Source organism: Canibacter zhoujuaniae, assembly GCF_011752015.1.
In the GTDB taxonomy this organism is placed as follows: domain Bacteria; phylum Actinomycetota; class Actinomycetes; order Actinomycetales; family Microbacteriaceae; genus Canibacter; species Canibacter zhoujuaniae.
The window spans coordinates 506,618-524,194 of record NZ_JAAIKA010000001.1 but is presented as its reverse complement, the minus strand read 5'-3'; the positions used below and the strand labels follow the sequence as shown (position 1 = coordinate 524,194).

Annotated in this window: 23 protein-coding genes and 1 tRNA gene; 3 read left to right on the top strand and 21 right to left on the bottom strand. The window is 52.8% G+C overall.

Going from position 1 to position 17,577, the window contains the following annotated elements; genetic code table 11:
• Complete coding sequence (locus HCQ99_RS02460; protein ID WP_166985235.1) at positions 1–1,521, top strand: APC family permease; 1,521 nt, start codon at positions 1–3, stop codon at positions 1,519–1,521.
• 45 nt (positions 1,522–1,566) lie between these two features.
• On the opposite strand, the gene HCQ99_RS02455 is transcribed toward HCQ99_RS02460, so the two are convergent.
• Positions 1,567–2,385, bottom strand: coding sequence for an inositol monophosphatase family protein (locus tag HCQ99_RS02455; protein ID WP_166985232.1), 819 nt, complete (start codon positions 2,383–2,385; stop codon positions 1,567–1,569).
• Between the two features lie 499 nt (positions 2,386–2,884).
• On the opposite strand from HCQ99_RS02455, the gene HCQ99_RS02450 reads away from it, so the two are divergent.
• A complete protein-coding gene (locus HCQ99_RS02450; RefSeq protein ID WP_208317146.1) occupies positions 2,885–3,439 on the top strand; it encodes a tyrosine-type recombinase/integrase in 555 nt (184 codons plus the stop codon).
• Here HCQ99_RS02450 and HCQ99_RS02445 read toward each other — a convergent pair.
• The 19 genes from HCQ99_RS02445 to HCQ99_RS02355 form a co-directional block, all read right to left on the bottom strand.
• Positions 3,413–3,622, bottom strand: a complete 210-nt coding sequence (locus tag HCQ99_RS02445) for a phage holin (protein ID WP_166985226.1) — start codon at positions 3,620–3,622, stop codon at positions 3,413–3,415. The genes HCQ99_RS02450 and HCQ99_RS02445 overlap by 27 nt on opposite strands.
• Before the next feature lie 10 nt (positions 3,623–3,632).
• Positions 3,633–3,938, bottom strand: a complete 306-nt coding sequence (locus HCQ99_RS02440) for a hypothetical protein (protein ID WP_166985223.1) — start codon at positions 3,936–3,938, stop codon at positions 3,633–3,635.
• Positions 3,938–4,735 carry an N-acetylmuramoyl-L-alanine amidase gene (locus HCQ99_RS02435; protein WP_166985220.1) on the bottom strand — a complete coding sequence of 266 codons (798 nt, stop codon included), beginning with the start codon at positions 4,733–4,735 and terminating at the stop codon, positions 3,938–3,940. The genes HCQ99_RS02440 and HCQ99_RS02435 overlap by 1 nt, the downstream gene beginning before the upstream one ends.
• Positions 4,736–4,746: 11 nt before the next feature.
• Complete coding sequence (locus HCQ99_RS02430) at positions 4,747–5,343, bottom strand: hypothetical protein (protein WP_166985217.1); 597 nt, start codon at positions 5,341–5,343, stop codon at positions 4,747–4,749.
• A 2-nt stretch (positions 5,344–5,345) separates the two neighbouring features.
• Positions 5,346–6,812 (bottom strand): hypothetical protein, encoded by a 1,467-nt coding sequence (locus tag HCQ99_RS02425; protein WP_166985214.1) that lies wholly within the window; start codon positions 6,810–6,812, stop codon positions 5,346–5,348.
• Positions 6,812–8,803, bottom strand: coding sequence for a phage tail tape measure protein (locus HCQ99_RS02420; protein ID WP_166985211.1), 1,992 nt, complete (start codon positions 8,801–8,803; stop codon positions 6,812–6,814). Before HCQ99_RS02420 ends, HCQ99_RS02425 begins: the two co-directional genes overlap by 1 nt.
• Before the next feature lie 148 nt (positions 8,804–8,951).
• Positions 8,952–9,275, bottom strand: coding sequence for a hypothetical protein (locus HCQ99_RS02415; RefSeq protein ID WP_166985209.1), 324 nt, complete (start codon positions 9,273–9,275; stop codon positions 8,952–8,954).
• Between the two features lie 2 nt (positions 9,276–9,277).
• Positions 9,278–9,661 (bottom strand): HK97-gp10 family putative phage morphogenesis protein, encoded by a 384-nt coding sequence (locus tag HCQ99_RS02410; RefSeq protein ID WP_166985206.1) that lies wholly within the window; start codon positions 9,659–9,661, stop codon positions 9,278–9,280.
• 3 nt (positions 9,662–9,664) lie between these two features.
• The gene (locus HCQ99_RS02405; RefSeq protein ID WP_166985204.1) at positions 9,665–10,090 is read right to left on the bottom strand and encodes a hypothetical protein; all 426 of its coding nucleotides are present in this window, start codon (positions 10,088–10,090) and stop codon (positions 9,665–9,667) included.
• Between the two features lie 2 nt (positions 10,091–10,092).
• Positions 10,093–10,440 carry a hypothetical protein gene (locus HCQ99_RS02400; RefSeq protein ID WP_166985201.1) on the bottom strand — a complete coding sequence of 116 codons (348 nt, stop codon included), beginning with the start codon at positions 10,438–10,440 and terminating at the stop codon, positions 10,093–10,095.
• Positions 10,441–10,442: 2 nt separating this feature from the next.
• Positions 10,443–10,748 carry a hypothetical protein gene (locus HCQ99_RS02395; protein WP_166985197.1) on the bottom strand — a complete coding sequence of 102 codons (306 nt, stop codon included), beginning with the start codon at positions 10,746–10,748 and terminating at the stop codon, positions 10,443–10,445.
• A 2-nt stretch (positions 10,749–10,750) separates the two neighbouring features.
• Entirely contained in the window at positions 10,751–12,262 is a 1,512-nt protein-coding gene (locus HCQ99_RS02390; RefSeq protein ID WP_166985194.1) for an HK97 family phage prohead protease, read from the bottom strand.
• The gene (locus tag HCQ99_RS02385; protein ID WP_166985191.1) at positions 12,255–13,385 is read right to left on the bottom strand and encodes a phage portal protein; all 1,131 of its coding nucleotides are present in this window, start codon (positions 13,383–13,385) and stop codon (positions 12,255–12,257) included. Before HCQ99_RS02385 ends, HCQ99_RS02390 begins: the two co-directional genes overlap by 8 nt.
• A 238-nt stretch (positions 13,386–13,623) precedes the next feature.
• On the bottom strand, positions 13,624–15,084 hold the full coding sequence (locus HCQ99_RS02380; protein ID WP_166985188.1) for a hypothetical protein: 1,461 nt from the start codon (positions 15,082–15,084) through the stop codon (positions 13,624–13,626).
• Positions 15,074–15,334 (bottom strand): hypothetical protein, encoded by a 261-nt coding sequence (locus HCQ99_RS02375; protein ID WP_166985185.1) that lies wholly within the window; start codon positions 15,332–15,334, stop codon positions 15,074–15,076. The genes HCQ99_RS02380 and HCQ99_RS02375 overlap by 11 nt, the downstream gene beginning before the upstream one ends.
• 186 nt (positions 15,335–15,520) lie before the next feature.
• The gene (locus HCQ99_RS07045) at positions 15,521–15,808 is read right to left on the bottom strand and encodes an HNH endonuclease (protein ID WP_166985182.1); all 288 of its coding nucleotides are present in this window, start codon (positions 15,806–15,808) and stop codon (positions 15,521–15,523) included.
• The gene (locus HCQ99_RS02365; protein ID WP_166985179.1) at positions 15,801–16,151 is read right to left on the bottom strand and encodes a hypothetical protein; all 351 of its coding nucleotides are present in this window, start codon (positions 16,149–16,151) and stop codon (positions 15,801–15,803) included. Before HCQ99_RS02365 ends, HCQ99_RS07045 begins: the two co-directional genes overlap by 8 nt.
• Before the next feature lie 429 nt (positions 16,152–16,580).
• Positions 16,581–16,904 carry a hypothetical protein gene (locus tag HCQ99_RS02360; RefSeq protein WP_166985176.1) on the bottom strand — a complete coding sequence of 108 codons (324 nt, stop codon included), beginning with the start codon at positions 16,902–16,904 and terminating at the stop codon, positions 16,581–16,583.
• Positions 16,901–17,086 carry a helix-turn-helix domain-containing protein gene (locus HCQ99_RS02355; protein ID WP_279586870.1) on the bottom strand — a complete coding sequence of 62 codons (186 nt, stop codon included), beginning with the start codon at positions 17,084–17,086 and terminating at the stop codon, positions 16,901–16,903. Before HCQ99_RS02355 ends, HCQ99_RS02360 begins: the two co-directional genes overlap by 4 nt.
• A gap of 143 nt (positions 17,087–17,229) precedes the next feature.
• Between HCQ99_RS02355 and HCQ99_RS07040 the strand changes: the two genes are divergently transcribed.
• Positions 17,230–17,529, top strand: a complete 300-nt coding sequence (locus tag HCQ99_RS07040; protein WP_166986499.1) for a helix-turn-helix domain-containing protein — start codon at positions 17,230–17,232, stop codon at positions 17,527–17,529.
• Here the strand turns inward: HCQ99_RS07040 and HCQ99_RS02345 are convergent.
• Positions 17,491–17,563 (bottom strand) — tRNA-Lys (locus tag HCQ99_RS02345). The genes HCQ99_RS07040 and HCQ99_RS02345 overlap by 39 nt on opposite strands.
• Positions 17,564–17,577: the final 14 nt, after the last annotated feature.

The following is a 17,577-nucleotide window of genomic DNA, read 5'->3' as shown; positions in this document are numbered from 1 at the left end:
ATGGAGAGATCTGCACTCAGCACTGAGGCACAAAGTGGCGGTAAGAACCTCGGTAAAGGCTTAGCAAACGGCGCTCTAGGGGTGGTCGGCTCAACCATAATCGGTCTCGCCTCAACCGCGCCGCTTTACTCACTTGCTGCGACTTTGGGGTATGTAATCATCGCGGTTGGAGCACAGGCGCCAATCGTGTTTATTATCGCCAGCATCCCGATGATTTTCGCCGCATTGGCCTATCAGGAGTTAAACCGCGAGATGCCCGATTGCGGCACCACTTTTGTTTGGGGCACAAAAGCTTTCGGGCCGGTCATCGGCTGGCTTGGTGGCTGGTCTGTTGCCGTCTCCTCGGTGATGGTGCTCGCGAACGTCGGTGAGATTACCGGCCAATACTTCTGGCTTCTGCTCGGTAATGAAGAATTCGCTAGCAACCGGGCCATTGTTGTGACCACCTCTGTGATTTTTATTGCTGTGATGGTGGGAATCAGCATTATTGGTGTGCAAATCGGTGAGAAGCTTCAGATGGTTCTCGTTGGGATCCAGATATTTGCGATGGTGCTGTTTGCGGTGCTTGCTCTCGTGCACGCTTTGAAAGGCACATACGAAGGATCAACTGACTTCGACTGGGCATGGTTTGATGTCACGCAAATCAACAGCTACTCAGGGTTTATTGAGGCCGTGCTGCTCGTCCTCTTCATCTACTGGGGTTGGGACACCTGCCTCGCGCTTAACGAAGAAACCAAAAACCCACGCACCACTCCAGGCAGAGCTGCGATGCTGTGCATCATCGTCTTGATTGTGCTGTACGTGGGTGCCGGGGTTACCGCAATGATGTTTGCCGGTTTTGGTGATACCGAGTTTGGCTTGACGAACGCTGCACACCTGGATGATGTGTTTAGCGTTCTCGGTAGCGCACTGTTTGGCCCGTGGGGTTGGTTCCTGCTGCTGTCGGTGATGCTGTCTGCGGCGTCATCAACACAGACCACGATCCTGCCCACCGCACGCGGCACCCTGTCGATGGCGGTGTATCGTGCGCTGCCAGATAAATTTGCGCAGCTGCACCCACGCTGGAAGACGCCGTGGTTTTCAACTCTAACTCTGGGCATTGCTGCTATCGGCTACTATGTGCTTGTCTCAGCAATCTCTGAAGATGTGCTGGCCGACTCTCTCACCTCAATGGGGCTCGCAGTTGCGCTCTACTATGCGATTACCTCATTTGCGTGTGTCTGGTACTACCGTGACACGCTGAAAGACAGTGCTCGAAACCTGTGGATGCGCGGCATTATCCCAGCTCTCGGCGGTCTGATGCTCGGTTATGCTTTCATCCAGAGCGCGCTAGATATGCTCTCAGAGGGATACAGTGAGACGGTTATCCTTGGGCTTGGTGGCGCCTTCGTGATAGGAATCGGAGCCATCCTCTTCGGTATGCTGCTGATGGCGGTGTGGTCTCTCTTCCCTGGAAGCAAACCATTTTTCCAGGGCCGCAGTCTAAACCGCGACACCCCTGTGCTGGTGCCAGACGAGTAGACCGGAGCGGAGTGTAACGCAGCGCAGATGATCGGGTAGCGAGGGTTAACGCACCATCTCTAATACCCTGTCGTGTAGTTTGCCGTTGCTTGCAAAAGCGCTACCCGACCAGGCGGTCTCGTTGCCCTCGATATCCGTGAATTTGCCACCTGCTTCGCTCACAACAACTGCAACAGCGGCAACATCGTATGATTTGATATCGAACTCACCGACGATATCGAGCAGACCTTCGGCAAGCGCCATATAAGAGTATGCGTCACCGTAAGCGCGATCACGCCACACTGCGCGGCGCAAGTTTAATAGCGCATCCAGTTTGCCAGCCTCTTCCCACTGTTGGATGCTTTGAAAACTGAGAGATGCGTCTGCCAAATCAGCGACCCCGCTCACAGACAGCCGCTGTGGCGGATTGGTGCCAACCTGTTTAAACGCACCGTGCCCCTTTAACGCCCACCAGCGAGTATTCAGAGCGGGCATAGACACAACCCCGAGCTCCGGTTTGCCATCGACCTCTAAGGCGAGCAGCGTTGCCCAGTTAAAGATGCCGCGTAAGAAGTTATTTGTGCCGTCGATTGGGTCAAGAATCCATTTTCGAGTGCTCGTGCTGTTGGCTTCAGGGTCGGTGTGAGCAGGGCTGTTTCCCGCACCGGTTTCTTCACCAAAAAATTGGTCGTTCGGGCGATCCGCAAGAATTTTTGCGCGCAGTGCCTCTTCCACCGCTTTGTCGGCATCTGTGACGTAGGTGCGGTCAGGTTTGGTGCTGACTTGTAGGTCTGCAGCTTGGAAGCGGGGGAGTGCGATACTGTCAGCGAGAGAAGCGAGTGAGAGCGCGAACTCTAAATCGGCTGTGGTTGCAGAGCTAGACATCTTCGGCCTTTCGTGAAAGCGGGTGCTGCAGAAATTAGTATAGGGACTATCGAGTAGAGAAAGTAAAAACCCTGGAAAATCAATGATTTTCCAGGGTTTTTCGTACACCCCCCGGGACTTGAACCCGGAACCCACTGATTACCGACTCAAACTATCCTCGATACCGTTTATTTTTGCGCCACATATCGGTAAATTGCCGCGCCGCTGCTAGCCCCTATATCTTTCGAGCATGTACACACTTCCTTACCTAACACAATGGCGTTACGCTCTAGAACCGTGGCACACATCACAGGCCGCGAGCGGATACTCTGCCGACACAATTAAGCTTCGCAACCATCAACTTCGGCGCTTTTGGCACACCGCTGATATCGCTAACCCGCTTACTGTTACATATAACGAAATAGTCGAATACCTGAGCCGCCCGGGATGGAGCGCGGCCACACGACGCAGCGCATCTACTGCGATAAAAACGTTTTACCGATACGCTTTCGAACACGGAATGATTACAACCAACCCGGCGGAGCAACTACCGCGCGTCAAAATAGCGCCCGGCAAGCCCAGACCCGCCGGGGAAGTCGCGATTTATGCTGCGTTGAAAGCTGCCCCTGCGCGGGTGCGTCTGATGATAAGACTTGGTGCAGAGCTTGGGCTAAGAAGCTGCGAAATAGCTCGCATACATAGCAAAGACATTGAAAATGACTTGCTCGGCTATACTCTGATAGTTCACGGTAAGGGCGGCAAGATACGCCGCGTGCCATGCTCAAACGATATAGCTAAAGTCATTCAGCATGCTAACGGCTGGCTCTTCACCGGCAAGATTGACGGGCACCTAAGCGGCGCGCACGTTTCTAAGCTCATCAGCCGTGCCCTACCGGACGGTGTCACCGCGCACATGCTTAGACACCGCGCAGCTGGCCAGTTCTATCGCGCTACTTCTCACGATATCCGCGCGGTGCAAGAACTCTTAGGACACGCAAGCGTAGCTACAACACAGATTTACACACCAGCAGATAACAATCAGTTGCGTTTAGCTGTCGCGGGCGCTCGACTTTAAACGCTGTGTGTCGTCGTCGTCCGGGCTCATGTTTGAAAGCGCGAGCCCGGGCACACCAAGCCCTACCGCAACTAGCCCTATCCACGCTGCCGCTTGTTCTTCGGTAAGCACACCATATATGACAAGTAGCGCGGTTAGGGCTATCGACAGTCTGTAGATTAGTTGGCGGCGCTTGTAAGTCAAAAATTTCTTTTTACCGTTCATCGATTTCTCGCTGTGTGTTGAATAAGCGTTGTACTCGTGGTGAGGGCAGCGGCGGTTCTATGTTGTGCTTTAGACAAGCGTTTAATAGGTCGCTGTTATAGAGCCAGAGCGCGCGCACATCACGTTCTAGTTCGTCGTTATTGCGTTCTAGCTCGTTGTTGCGTTCCTCGAGCCTTTCAATTCGTTCAAATAATCGGCCTTGCTGATGTTGAAGATATGTGAACGCAGCTGTAACAAGCACACCAAAGAACGTGACAATTGCGGCTGCGACTGTAAAAAACTCTCCAACAATCATTAACGCAATCCCAATTGTCTATTAACTTCAGCTTGTACGAGTGGATAAAGCCCGCCGAGTCGTCGCCGGCGTTCCTCACCGTTGCCATATTTACCGGCGATTACCTCGCGCGCGATTTTCGCGATATCCGGTTTTGGTGCTGTTCCGGTTCCTAATTGTCTATTTACTTCGGCTTGCACTTTTGCGGGGTCGTAACCTGCTGTACGTAACCTGCTTACTCGGTCTGCACCGTTGCCCCAATTACCGCGAATCACTTGCTGCGCGACCTGCTGCAGGGTGAGCTTATGCACTGGTTTCGGTTTTGGTAACGGCGTGCCGCCAGCGAGTTTGTTCGCAGCGTCCGCGATAGCGCCGAGACGTGCCCAAAGGAACTCACCAGGGCAAGCAGTTGCCGCGAATTCACGATGGCCGCGCACACGCCAGCGTTCAACCCTGCCCGCCCAATAGCGTGCGCCGATGTCACCGATAAGTTTCTCGAGGGCGCGCTGTGCTGCGTCGGTTACTGGCCATACGCCGCCGGTCGCGCTGTTCTGCGTCTCGATTGTGATTGCTTGGAAATCAATCGAGTGCCCGCTCGTCCACGCCCGGTATTCTTCCGGCACTTGTTGGATTATTCGACCGTCTGAGTAGACGATATAGTTAGCGCTAACCTGCTCGTGTGGATTGAGTAGACGGCTATCGCCGCCGTGCGTGCCCGCCCAGTGATGGACTATGACGTATTGAATTTTTGCCGCGCCGCGGTAGTTAATTTTGTTGTGGTGCGGGACTGTTCCCGCCGCGTGTTTACTGATGACCATTTTTAGATTTCCTAGATAGTTGTTATCTGCCACACGAACGAAAAGCCGTTTTGCGTTGCGGCAAAAAACTGCACATGTCTTACGGTTACGATCGTGTTTGTTGCGGTTCTTCGAATATCGTGCAACCCAACGTAACCGAATCCTGAGCCTTGGGCTGAAGTAGTGATTATTAGGCTTTCGTTTGCGGCGAGCACACAGGGCAGCGTGACTGTCACCGTGCGCCCAGCACCGACAGCGGTGGAGATTGCCCAGCTTCCGCCGGGCTCGCTATGCACGCCGGCGGCTTGTGTCCAAGTGTTGCGTTGCGTACGGCGATACAGTTTGCCGTCCGCTGCGGAGTCCTGCCAGTATGCGCCGGGCTGTGCGTCTTTCCATGCGTCGCGGTCTTCTAGCGTTCCACTTCTGTAGGCTCCACGGCTTTTGTTGTCCGCTTCCTCGATAGCGCGCACCCGCTGCACTAGCCGGTTAGGTTCTTGCCCGCTATAGTCAAACTCGAGCAAAGCGGATTCGACGGTATCAGCTAAGTCTCTAAGTTCACTTCCAAGGTTGCGAATTTGCGTATCAGGTGAGGGGCTTTTGATTTTGAATTTAGGGGTTATGTGCGTCATTTTTATCCGAGCCTTTCCCAATCAGTGATTGTTTCACTGTTGTCAATATCTTTAATCGCAGTGCTGCTTTCTAGATCACGTAAATAAGCGTTTGCCGACTCCAAATATTGAGGGGTAGCCGTTGGGGTCGGTGTTACAAGCCAGCCGCTGCTGTTTGTAAACCTGATTTCCCCGCCACAGATCGCGAAAATATCCGTTACGCCGCGATAGTTCAATAGGCTTTCGTTAATGAAATACGGTTGCTGGGTGAGACCGTTTGTGCGTAAGTGAATAAACGGGGTTAAAAATCTAAAAGCCAGATCTGCGCCTATTTTCTCTACGTCTGCGTTTGTTTTAAGCTTCACCGTGAACGGTTGCGGGACTCGTCGCCCTTGCAAGTTACGCAACAGGACACGCAGGGCCCCTTGCCCTTGCAGCTGTTCTAGATATTCACCAAAATGCCAGCCTAAAGAATAATCAGTTGTGATCTGTAGCGTGCTTTGTGATTCGTTTTTATCTGCGCCGAACGCTGTTAATACATAGTTTTCCGAAGCTGAACGCCATACCTTTTCCCTAGGTGCGCCCGGTCGCCTTTCAACAAGTTCCGCACCCTCGCCGCGCACTTCAATTTCTAACCTGTTTACTTGATTAGTCGGAGACAGAGACAGCACAGGTTTACCAATACAAGCAGTTCCTGACAGAACTCTAATATCACTACCTGCTACGTGCGTTTTTTCGCCTGCTGGGTAATTCTTCCAATTCCTGCTGTATCTTCCGCTACCAGACGGGCGGAAGAAAATCACGCGATGGTTTACAGGATCATAGGCAGGGCGCGCTAGTAGATGAATCATGCGCGCAGTATTACGCAAAACTGTTAAAGCTGAAACGGTTTGAGTATGTTCGTACCCTGCGCAAGTTCCAACCGCAAGAACGCCGGTATCTCGCAAATCGTCGTTTTCGTCTAACATCATTTTTTGCCACATAATAGGCACGGGGCAACGTTCATCTAGAGCCTTGCGACGGTCTTTATTGGTTCCGCCAGCCCAGTGATAGCCCTCAGGTTTTCCGTTTCCTAAAAGGGGGTAAACGTAGCCGCGCCGGCGGTCGCGTGCCATTGCCCCTAGCGGGTCAGTGGCTTCGATCTGCACCTCCCACACCGTTTCTTGGTGATTGTTGCGGGTTATTTTTAGCGGAGACGCTTCAACCTGTGTTACCTGACCGCGAAATATATATAGTTCGCTATCTGGTGTGGGGTTGACTCTCACGGTTATGTTCGCTTTTTCCGTTCCTGCCCAGTCTTGCCAGATACCGTTTGTCTCGAGCAGGTTTAATTTAAGAATTGCTGGCTCATAGTCTTCGAACCAGTCATTTGCACCCCATTTAATAGACAGTTCACGAACCGGCAAGATATCGCCGTCAAGGTCGTTTACGTCTAGGTCAATGTCGTTAATCGCAATTATCGGCTTTAACCTGTTATCTAAATCGCTCATTATGCTATTAACCCGCTTCTATTTCGGTTGAGTTTTTCTAGCTCGTAACGTAAAACTTCAACAATTTCTCGCTTATCGCCAAGATAATTAGGCAGATTTACTGTGATGTTGTTTGTAACGGTCGCTGCTTGTTTCGCCGGTAGTTTGATTGGCCCAGCGCTAGGCGCTAACGCAGGCGCAGCAGTCACGAACGCCGGCGCATACTGTAAACCTGCACTAAACCCGAGCAGACCGCGAACGCTCGAGCCAATATTGCCGATGAAGTTCGCCGCCGACTGCAACCAGCTAAACAAGGACTGAACCCAACTAATCACACCTGAGATAGCAGCGGTAGCACTTCGAGACATCACATTAAACGCAGAGCTAAGAAACGAACTAATAAAAGCACCGACCTGCTGCACCCGCTGTAAAAGCCATTGTGCGCCACTAACTGCAACATTCCAACCAATGCGGGCAACGGCGGCTACACGGTTCCAAACATTGGAGAAAAAACCCCCGATCGAGTTGCCGATATTTTTTAACCAGTTCCAAACCGTGGTAGCTGCACCCTTAATCAGGTTCCAAGCAGCGACCGCGATATTCCCGTAAAAACGCCAATAAGCGGTGAAAGCGTTGCCAATCCACTCACCGATATTTTTTAACCAATTCCAAACGGTCGTAGCCTGTGTAGTTATCCAACCCCAAACTTCGGTTGCTACTTGCTTAATAGCGTTCCACGCGGCTGTAAAATACGGTTCAAGCTTGCTCCAATTTGCGATAATCAGCCCTACCGCAGTTACAACCAGAGTGATGATTAACCCGATCGGGTTTGCATTCATCGCTAAATTCCAAGCACGCTGCGCGACCGCTGCAACATTCTTAGCGGCGGCGAGAGCCAGGGTTACAACTTTTTGTGCCGCCATACGCGCTAGCTGCAAACTCGCTTGAGTAAGCCAAGCAGCACCGGCACGAACCCAACCCCATGTTGCGACAGCGCCAGCTTTTATTGCTTTACCAACACTTGCGACAGCGCCACCTAATGTGCCTGCTACGCCAGAGAAAGACGAAGCAGCTACCTTAGCGTTCAGCATGCCGCCTACGAACCTACCGAAGAAATTAAAAACGCCTGTGCCAACCACACCTAACGCCCCACCAACTGCACCGAGTGCAGTTACTAGGGAAGTGATAGGGGCAATAATGCTAACCGCGCCGGTTATCGCACCGAACGCGATAGCGAGATTAAACGCCAACTGCTCATTGCGTTGCACCCAGTCAGCAAACTTTATAAGCACTTCAGCGCCTTTAACAATGTAGGGCAGTAGGCGTGTACCTAGTTCAGCGCTCACGTTTTCCCACTGTGCACGCGTGCGCTGCCAAGCGCCGGCGGCGGTGTCAGCTTCGGACGCGAACATTCCGACGCTGCTCGCCGTTTGTTCAGTGAGCAGCGCAAGTGTTGCTTGCACTTCTGCGTTTCGATTGGCTTCGCCCGTGAGTCCTGCGAGCCCTAACTGTGCTTTTTTAGCTTCGATATCGGCTTGTTTAATCGAGACACCGTAGCGCTCGATTGGGTCGCGCTCACCACGCAGTAGCGAGCTTAACGCGGCGACTGCGTCGCTCGTTGTGCCACCGAATGTTGCGGCAAGGTCTGCACCCATTCGAGTTAGGTTTACTGTCTGCTCGGTCACTTGATCCATTGGTAACCCGAGGTTTTTTAACTGTGCACCAAGGATCGTTGTTGACTCGTTGAACTCTCGTTGCGAGAGTCCTAGATCACGGTAGGCAGTTTTTGAGAGTTTCGCTAGTTGGTCAGAGTGGGCACCAAATACAGCGTTCATACCGCCAATTGACTGTTCAAGGTTTGAAGCGTCTTTGACGGCGTTACCGGCGGCGAGCCCGAAAGCGGCAAACCCAACCCTAGAAGCGGTCTCTACCGCTTTAAACCCGTCGCGCAGCTTATCGGCTGATGAGCCGACTTCGTCCATATCGCGGCGTGCTTGTTTCGAGTCTGACAATATTTTGATTGTCAACACGGGTGAGCGGGCCATTATTTCGCTTTCTGATTTTCTAGTATGTCGATAGCGGTAGCTAATATGTGGTCATCACATGTCAACCAAAACTCTGGGTTGGTCTGTGAAGCTAGAGCTATTTCAAGCCGTAGCCTTACTGTGCTGCCGGGTCGAAAGGGTTAACGTCTTCCCCCTCGTCATCTACTGGCACGAGGTTCACAATCTCAGCTAGGAACTTGTCGAGGCTTTCGATTTTCAGTTCTGGTGGGCAATCCTCGGCGCGTTGGAGTGCGGCATGCGCCAGGTATCCGCCGAATAGGTTTTGTGCTTTACTTGCAGGTGGCCAGCCTTTGCGAGCGGCCATTAACTCGTAGCGAGTCATGTCATACACGGACGCTTTGACGACAATTTCGGCTAGGTTGCCGTTCTCGGTTTCGTAAACTACCGCGATTTTTGGTGTGACGAGCCTTGCGTTCATTGTTATGCTCCCTTAACTTGGTTAAGTATTTTCTGTAGTTCGTTTTGCGCGAGCCCAATCCATTGGGCCTCGGTTTCATTTGCTGCGCTGCGAATAAATTGCTGCGCTTTAATGTTTCTTTTCGGCCAACCCCAGTGAATCGGGCCGGCGTAGGGGACGCGGGCGTAACCGGCACGTATTAAGGATGCAGTTTGTGTTGCGCCGACACGTATCGTTGATTGAAGCTGTCCGCTGCGTACCGGGGCGTTGATTTTGGCGCGGTGAACAACAATGCCGCCAATCTTTCGGTGAACATCTTTGATTTGTTCCATTGATCGGCCAGCCTTGCGGAGGGACGAGCGCAGCTCGCGCGCGCCCTCCACAGTGACTTTGCTGCGCTGCGCCATTTGTTAGCTGTCTTTATTCTCGAGTAATGGCACGCCTACTAATTTGAACTCGAAATCTGTAGATGGTGTTTCGCCGACATCGCCACCGATAGCGACGGCTTCTACGACTAGCTGACCGCTGATAACTTTCGCCGCCGACCTGTTCGGGGTGAATTTAAACGGTAGTTTTTTGCCGCGATTCTCAAAACAGAACTCAACCAAGCTTTCAGACTGTCCGAAGTCGTTGAGTAGGGAACCGGAGAGTGTCCACGACTCTTTACGTTCACCCTCGATGAAATTGCCAGATAATACCTCGATATCATCGTCTTGCGAAACATCGGGTTCTAGCGTGACTGATGTAACTTGACCGTCGAAAGCGGTTAGTGAATCAGATTCACCGACTGTGAAAGTGCCGGAACCTGTGCGAGTGCGTTTAGTGGTGGTAGTCATTTTTAATCCTTTTCGTAGGTGATTTCAACTGTGCCTTGCAGGGCTGGTAGAGCGTCCGCGGACTGTGAGGATAGGGCAAGCGTGGTTGGTTGCCATTCGTGTGTTTCGTGCCGTAGGTCGTAGCCAATATTGCCGATATCGTTCAATGCGTGCCGGGTGGCATCACCGTTGCCGATTATCCACACAGCCACCGTGATAGTGCACCGATCGCCATCCAATACCTCAAACGTGATATTTTCGGGGGAAACTAGCACGCCGGGCAGTGTCAGATCACCTGCGTCTATTTCTACGGGTGCTGAGGTGCGTTCGCGTAGATAGCTAGCGTATTCTTCTAGTGCTGTGCCGAGCATCGCTAACCTACCTGCGGTTTCTGGAATCCGTCTATCTGCAACATGCGGCTAATATCGCTGTCGTATCTAGCTATGTAGGTTACGGTCACGTCTGTTGCCGCTTCCACACCGTTTGGGCTATTGCGACGGCGGAGCCAGCGCGCTAGCAGCATAGTTGCCGCTAACGTCACTGTGTCGCTCCATTCGCCGCCGTTGTCCGCTACGATTGCGAGCCCTGACACGTAAGCGTTAACGGCGCGTATTCCTGCGTCGAGGTTTGCTGGGCTCGACTCTCGAACCCACGCGCCCACATTGTCAGGGGTCAGCATGATTAACCGTCGAGACCTGGGGCTGTGATCTTGAACACGGCTCGCGGATCGTTAACGATCTGCGCAGTGTAGCCATAGAGTCCTAGATCGATAGCGCCGTTACCGATATTCACTGCTTCTACACGCACCATGTCCGGAAGCTCGTAAGGCGTGTAGGCGCGTGAGTCAGCGGCCAGAATTGTGCCTGCTGGTAGATCAGGGTTAACAGCGAAACTAATGTTGCCAGCCTTGCCGGTGGTGTTGTTGAGGTTGAGCTCGCCTTGATTACGGAGGAACCATGGCACTTCGTCAGACTTCAAAGCGGCGAACTTCAACCACAGGTCAGCAGACATGTCGACGACATCGAGACGGGAACCGAGCGCGCCGGCCTGTGTGCCTAGCTTTGCGAGAGTCTCAGCAAAGTTTGTGCCTGCTTCTATAGCGGTAGCTTCTGCTAGCAGCTCTTTCACTAGTGCTGCTTCGGTCTGCTTTAAATATGACTCCATGCCTGCCGTGAATACTGATTCGATGAAGTCACGAGACCCAAGGTCAACAAAAGCGCGGTCTACAGTCCAACCGCCGGCGCGGCGTTTTGCGTCTTTAACTACACGTTCGGTTTCAATCTTGCCTTTTGAGGTGATAGCGGTCGCGTTACCGTTGTACTCTGAAACTTCTGGCAATTCTTCGTGCTTGTAGCGCCACCCTTCAACACTTAGGCTGGTTAGAGCTCGTTTAGCTTCTGGGTGAGCGTCAAAGAATCGGCGTTCAGTACGGCGGGCACGCCATAGCTCGTCTACAAACTGTGGCCGGAAGATAACTTTAGCGCTGTCTTGTTCTGGTACTTGCTTAGTTAGTGCGGCTTCAATACGCCGATTCAGAGTGCTGGCAATACTGTCTACGGTTTTACCGTCGGAATACATTTGTGCGAACTGTCCTGCAACGCTTGCGAGACTGAAATCTGCGGGGAGTGCAGCGGGTGCTGCAGGTGGTGTAATTGCAGGCGCTGCGGCGGTGATAGTGGTCATTAGGGTTTCTTCCTGTTCATAGTGTGTCGAGTTTGACGCGAGCGAGGTTACACGCGCGTTTTCAAAGGCTGGGATTGTAACTAGAGATACTTCGTGGAGTTCTGCTTCTAATACTTTGAGGGTTGTGCTGTCTTCGTCGTATTCGTAGTCGATAATCGTGACACCGACGCTGAGCCCGTCTCTGAGCCCGTCCCGGGCTTCGATTAATGCCCGGTCGCCTGCTTCGCTTTCAGGTACACGGAATGTTGCGAGGACTTTTGGGCCGTCGGTTTCGATAGCGGTCATATAGCCGATCGCTGCGAGGTTGCGGTTATGATCGCTTAAGAGTTTGACGCGGCTTAGGTCGTTCGGGGTGCGCAGCGTTCCTTCATTGAATATCGTTGTGCCACTCGAGGGGGTGCCGACAGTACCATATTCGAGGATTATGCCGGTGATTTCTCGTTTCTCGAACTCAACTTTTGGAGCTGCTGCGGCAAGCGCTACGGCTTTTGGTTGTTTCTTGTTACTCATTCTTTGGTTCTCCTGCTTCTAGGGGGACGCCGGTTTCGAGGGCGCGCACTTCCCCTGGCGTGTAAATTCCTGCACCGATAGCGGTTGCGTAGCCCTGCATACGTTCATTAAATGAACCCTGCAGCACTTTAGAAGTGTCGAAAGCGCACCATTGGCCGCGCGGCATAACGTCGTCAAGCGATAGACGGCCTGCTATTGCGTCCATATAGGGTGTTAGCGTGTAGTCGATTAGCTCACGGGTACGGCTGGGCACATTCGAATAAGTCAGGTTTGCGCCCTCGGTTTGTGCGTCTAATGCCCACGCGGGCAGGTTCATCATGCGTGCGATATTCAGGGTGAAATCGTTGCGGGCTTCAATTAGCAGATTCGCTACCGGTGTTTCATGTACTTTTGTTTCAAGTGTCTGGTTGCTGTACGCGATCCCACCGTTACGGCCTTGCCGGGCGGCGGCCCACTGGTCGATAAGCGCGCGCACTTCCTCGCTGGTCATTTGTTCGCCGCTGTTCTGGTGTAGCTCTATTTGTGGCAGCGGGTTACGGATAATTTTCCGCGTTGCTTCCTCGAGTCCGACCATATCGCGCAACACTTTTTCACCGGTTACGAGCAGTCCCTCATTTGGTGAATCAATACGTATCCAGCTACCGCGCCTTACCGCGCTACCGGCAACGTGAGTAAGTTCAGCAGTTTGCGGATCTACGGTAGCCAGCCAAGACGGCACAAACCTGAAAGAGGTTGGCCGGCCGTTGTTGTCGCGGTCAATGATTTGCAGGAATGCGCGCCCGTTGAATAGTAGCGCGTCCACTATCCACGCAAGCGTTACTGATTGCGGGCGGCCCCGCTCGAGCATACGCAAAAAGTCGGGTTGTTGTTCGAGCTTTGCAGACCCTCGATAACCGAGCAGGGGCAGGTGTGCTATTTGCCCTGTGATGATATTTCGTCCGCGTGCAACGGCTGGCAGTTGCATAGCGCGTTCACGATTTATAGTTATCGTTTCGATTTCGTCAAACACTTCTTTTAGTGTTAGCCGCACTAGCTGGTTTGACCCGTACGGTGACACGGACGGCAAATGCGCAGGGGCGAGAGATTGAGCCGCTGCGTATAGTTTGCGTTGCCGGTTGAACATGTCTTCTATCGTCGGCGGCGCTTATCCTTTTCCGGTTTCGTGTCGGCGTGTCGCTGTTCATAATCGATTCGTGCAAGCCGTCGAATTGCTTGATACTCGCCGGGGTGCGCAAGGTGTTGGTGACGTGCGCCAACTTGCCAAGCTTCGTAATCGTCGAGAGCGAACCCGTACCAGTGCGCGCACTGGTCACATTTAACAACGATCGATATATCTGATTTGTCTAGTTTGATAGGCATTTTTAGAACATCACTAACGGTTTCGGGGCGGGCGGGCGGGATTGCGAAAGTAGTCTGACGGCAACAACGGCGGCGATAGCTTCGGGTACGGGCGCACCGGTTTTGAACCGGTCGATTAGCCACCCTTGCCCGGATGGTCTCATTACTGCAGTGCTGCAAGCGTCGAGCAGCAGCGGGTCATCATCTAGAATGATTTTCTTTGCGAGTATCGCCGCCCTGAAATCTTCACAAGCGGTTGCATAGTCCCGGTGCGTGAGGGTTGTTATCGGTGTTTTGCCAACTATTTTTATATGATCGTTAATCGCACGGTTCGCGCCCTGGTCGTCTGAACCGATTACAAGCGGTCGGCGCGTATAGATTTCGGCTAGTTTCGGTTCTATGTCCTCGACACCTGCGAACCGGTCGATTATTTTCACTGTCGGTGTACCGGCATTGTCAAGCCACGCCGCCGCAATTACGGTACGGGAACGGTCGGGCGCTATCTCGAATGCAAACGCCACATTTTTCACACCGTGGGAGGGCGGCGTAATATCACGGGCTGAGACTGCAGCGGCTTCGGTCGGTGTCACCATACCTGTTGTTGCGCCACTTATCCAAGTGTTCATGTAGGCGCGTAGCCAAACTTCCGGGGCTTCATTTTCGTGCAGCTGGTGCAAGTCGTCGACCGTGATTAGGTGCCCTAGCCCGGGGTGGAATAACCAGCTAGCGGGATTATCAGGGTCGGCGTTATCAGCCATTGACCATTCGAGGTAGGCGGTGCGCGCGTCCGGGTTTTTAATGTGTTCTCGGCCTTGCTCTACTTGTTTCTTTAGATAGGTGCTGTCAGCGTTGCCAGCAGTTGAAAAGATGATTAGTTGCCGGTCGGGTTTAGTCTGCATTGCCGGGCTTACACCACCCTCAAGTTCTGTACCCTCGACAAGGCTAAATTTATAGGCCTCATCAATAGCGACATCATGCGGGGTAAACCCGTGCAAGCTATCGCTAGTAGGGGCGAACGGTTTAATAAAAGACCCGTTAGAGAATTGCAGTATGCTTGCGCCCGCACCTTTTAATAGCGTGTAATCACGGTCTTGTTCAAACCCGGCTTTATCAATGATGTCTACAAGGTCTAGCCAGCGTTGCCTCGCGTGGTGCCCGGTCTGCGCCGTGTAGTAAGCGTTACGGTTCGGAAATAGCAGACACTTCGCTGTTTGAATCGCTGCGTTGCCGGTGGTTTTACCAACCTGACGAGGGGTAGTGATAATAACCCGCTGATATCGCCAACGGGTAGGGTCGACCGGGTCGCGTTCGGTAATTATACGCGCGGCTAATCGCTGCCAAGGAATGAGGGGCTTACCTAAGATTTTTGCGACAGCTTCAACCTGCGCTAGATAGTGTTTAGCGCCGGGCGTTGGTAAAGTCGCGTATTTGGGTTGTGCGTCCTCTAGTGCGTCAAATAATGCTTGGTCTTCACTAGCCAGCATTTGCGAGCTCTTCTAACTGTTTAGTGAGTTTTGCCATAACGCTTGTTTGGTCGCCCGTTTTCGGTAGCATATCGAGAGATTCACGGAGTTCACGCGCTGCGGCTGCTGTCCCGGTGGCTCGACCGCGAGCGGCTGATAACGCGACAGCGGTAGCGAGTTCACGAATTGATTGCACGATGATTGCGTGTGAAGCGTTTAACAGTCCTGCATCATCGAGAGCTTTTAGCTGCACTTCAACGGCGTTCGACATAGCGTTATTTCCGTTTGAGGGTTCCAAGCCTTCTAAAAAAGTGCCGTTCATGTGTCTTTTTCCTTGATTTTGCGCGGTTTTTTTGGGGGTTTGGGGTTGAAAAAAATATTTTTTGGAGAGAAAACCGGAGAAAGGCGGGGGACTTTCTCCACCCTGGCGGCTGAAAAACAGGGGGGGGGGGCTGGGTTAGTTGTTGAACCATTCAAGGCCGGGGTTGGTTATGCCTGCTGCCCGGTCTGGGTGGTAGCGGGCAATGTAGGTAGCTACTGGTAGGGTGCCGCGGCGTATGTTGCAGAGATAATGAGCCGGTCGGAGGTTGTCTAGGGTGTTGGCTCCTCCTTGGCTTCTAGGTATCAGGTGGTCTGTGCTGTTCGCGCCCGGTTTGCCGCAGAGATGGCAAGTAGTGCCGTAGGTGGCGAGGGTTTCCGCGCGGAGTCGTGCAACGTCTCTGCCAGCCCACTTTGTTTTACTCATCTGTTGAGATCCGTAGCTGTGTTTCCCGTGCGTCCTTGATTAAAGCTATTCCTAGCTGGTGTGCTTGGATCATTGACTGTATCCGGGTTCGGTCAGTTTCGCTTAGTACCGGGTGGCGGGCGATCTTGTCTAGCTCGGTAATGGCTTGGGTTAGCTCGGTTTGAGCTTTGTTTGCGTGTTGCATTGCTCTAACTAAGTAAATGATTGCTGGCCCTTTGTCTTCGTTGGTTGTTGTCATGGTTTTTTCTCTCTGTTTCGGGATTAGGAACAGGAATAGTGCGGCGACTGCCAGGGTGAGCGTTACCGTGATTAGTGGGTGATCGGGCAGTAGTAAATCGTCCAAGATTTTTAGGTTTCAGATAGTCGGGCTTTGATTGGTGAAGGCTTGAGCAGGAGGGAAGGGATTAGCCCCCCTACTCGCGCGCGTTAGCAGACAAGGCGAGTCAGCGTTAGCACGTGCGCGGGTAGGTGGGCTTTGACCGGAGCCAGGAATCACTATCAGTCGGTCATAGCGGAGCGTTACCGCTCCAAGGTCGGGCTCTGCAACCCCCTTTGTGACAGCGCGGGTACTTCCTTTTTCGCTGTCAGGTTGCAGTCCTCTGCTTCCCGGCTCTAACCCGTGTCTCGCCGCTGACCTCGCGTGCGCCTTGTTTTTGTAGCGCGCGTTTCCGGGAGCTGCGCGCGTCGCTTGTTTTACACCCTGCGACGGTCAGGTTATTAAATTGTCCGTGCCAGCTCGGCACGGTAGGGGGTTATGGTGGTTGGCGCGGGTTCATTTGGTGCCCGCTTTCGTTAGCTCCTTGCAGTGAGCGCCGAAAGCTTTGATTACAAGACCGAGAAACACTTCTTCTTTGGTGTTGTATTCGGTGCAGGAACGCCCATCTAGCTGTATGTATCCGGCAGGTTTAATGTCGTCGTTTAGCGGGGTGGAGTGGACGGCGCGACCGATTTCGCGGCCGGTTTCCACGTCTAGCAGCGTGAAAGCTTGTCGCAGGGTTGCTTTGGTATAGAACTCTTTGTGCGTGAGTGCGAAACGGCCAAAATCAAGGCCGTTATTTTCCCAGTGCGACATCCACCGCAGAATGTGTTTAGTCATTTTGAGGCCTCGCTTGCGCGTTCGGCTTCACGTTCTGCTTTCAACGCCTCAATATCCGCAGTTTTGAATAGCACTGGCCCGTTAGAGCCGCGGAGCTTCATTTGCGGAGTTATTCGGCCAGAGTCAGCCCATCTTTTAACGGTCATTCGGCTAACGCCTATCACCGCTGCGGCTTCCCGCATACTGATTAATTTCTGTTGTGTCACATGACAGATTGTGTCACCTGCTGCATTATGGCGCACGTGACACGCCGCGTCGTGTGGCACATTGTGTCATTTTGGCGTCTCGGGTTGCATATTGTGACAGTTGTCACAATGATGAAGGTATGAAACTAATGATTGCCAGCAATGAGTTATTAGAATTCGACCTCGCTGACCGTATGCGTAAGGCGTTACGAGTTGCAGATATAGGCGTGCAAGATGTCGCAGAGACACTTCAAGTGAGTCGAACAGCAGTTAGTCGCTGGATAAACGGTAGGAACGTGCCGCGCCCTCGAGACCTTGCTGCGTTTGCTGAACTTACCGGCGTTCCGGTGTATTGGCTAGAAACAGGAAAAGCCCCAGACCTTAGGCCTGAGGCTATTTCGTACACCCCCCGGGACTTGAACCCGGAACCCACTGATTAAGAGTCAGTTGCTCTGCCAATTGAGCTAGAGGTGCGCGTTGCTTTTGAC

Coding starts and splice junctions, on each gene's coding strand:
- HCQ99_RS02425 (WP_166985214.1), bottom strand. CDS start 6,812: ATGAGCGATTTAGATAACAGGTTAAAGCCGATAATTGCGATTAACGAC.
- HCQ99_RS02435 (WP_166985220.1), bottom strand. CDS start 4,735: ATGGTCATCAGTAAACACGCGGCGGGAACAGTCCCGCACCACAACAAA.
- HCQ99_RS02410 (WP_166985206.1), bottom strand. CDS start 9,661: ATGGCGCAGCGCAGCAAAGTCACTGTGGAGGGCGCGCGCGAGCTGCGC.
- HCQ99_RS02450 (WP_208317146.1), top strand. CDS start 2,885: ATGATTACAACCAACCCGGCGGAGCAACTACCGCGCGTCAAAATAGCG.
- HCQ99_RS07040 (WP_166986499.1), top strand. CDS start 17,230: ATGAAACTAATGATTGCCAGCAATGAGTTATTAGAATTCGACCTCGCT.
- HCQ99_RS02385 (WP_166985191.1), bottom strand. CDS start 13,385: ATGTTCAACCGGCAACGCAAACTATACGCAGCGGCTCAATCTCTCGCC.
- HCQ99_RS02390 (WP_166985194.1), bottom strand. CDS start 12,262: ATGAGTAACAAGAAACAACCAAAAGCCGTAGCGCTTGCCGCAGCAGCT.
- HCQ99_RS02455 (WP_166985232.1), bottom strand. CDS start 2,385: ATGTCTAGCTCTGCAACCACAGCCGATTTAGAGTTCGCGCTCTCACTC.
- HCQ99_RS02380 (WP_166985188.1), bottom strand. CDS start 15,084: ATGCTGGCTAGTGAAGACCAAGCATTATTTGACGCACTAGAGGACGCA.
- HCQ99_RS02430 (WP_166985217.1), bottom strand. CDS start 5,343: ATGACGCACATAACCCCTAAATTCAAAATCAAAAGCCCCTCACCTGAT.
- HCQ99_RS02400 (WP_166985201.1), bottom strand. CDS start 10,440: ATGCTCGGCACAGCACTAGAAGAATACGCTAGCTATCTACGCGAACGC.
- HCQ99_RS02375 (WP_166985185.1), bottom strand. CDS start 15,334: ATGTCGAACGCCGTTGAAGTGCAGCTAAAAGCTCTCGATGATGCAGGA.
- HCQ99_RS02460 (WP_166985235.1), top strand. CDS start 1: ATGGAGAGATCTGCACTCAGCACTGAGGCACAAAGTGGCGGTAAGAAC.
- HCQ99_RS02395 (WP_166985197.1), bottom strand. CDS start 10,748: ATGCTGACCCCTGACAATGTGGGCGCGTGGGTTCGAGAGTCGAGCCCA.
- HCQ99_RS02355 (WP_279586870.1), bottom strand. CDS start 17,086: ATGCGGGAAGCCGCAGCGGTGATAGGCGTTAGCCGAATGACCGTTAAA.
- HCQ99_RS07045 (WP_166985182.1), bottom strand. CDS start 15,808: ATGAGTAAAACAAAGTGGGCTGGCAGAGACGTTGCACGACTCCGCGCG.
- HCQ99_RS02405 (WP_166985204.1), bottom strand. CDS start 10,090: ATGACTACCACCACTAAACGCACTCGCACAGGTTCCGGCACTTTCACA.
- HCQ99_RS02415 (WP_166985209.1), bottom strand. CDS start 9,275: ATGAACGCAAGGCTCGTCACACCAAAAATCGCGGTAGTTTACGAAACC.
- HCQ99_RS02440 (WP_166985223.1), bottom strand. CDS start 3,938: ATGATTGTTGGAGAGTTTTTTACAGTCGCAGCCGCAATTGTCACGTTC.
- HCQ99_RS02360 (WP_166985176.1), bottom strand. CDS start 16,904: ATGACTAAACACATTCTGCGGTGGATGTCGCACTGGGAAAATAACGGC.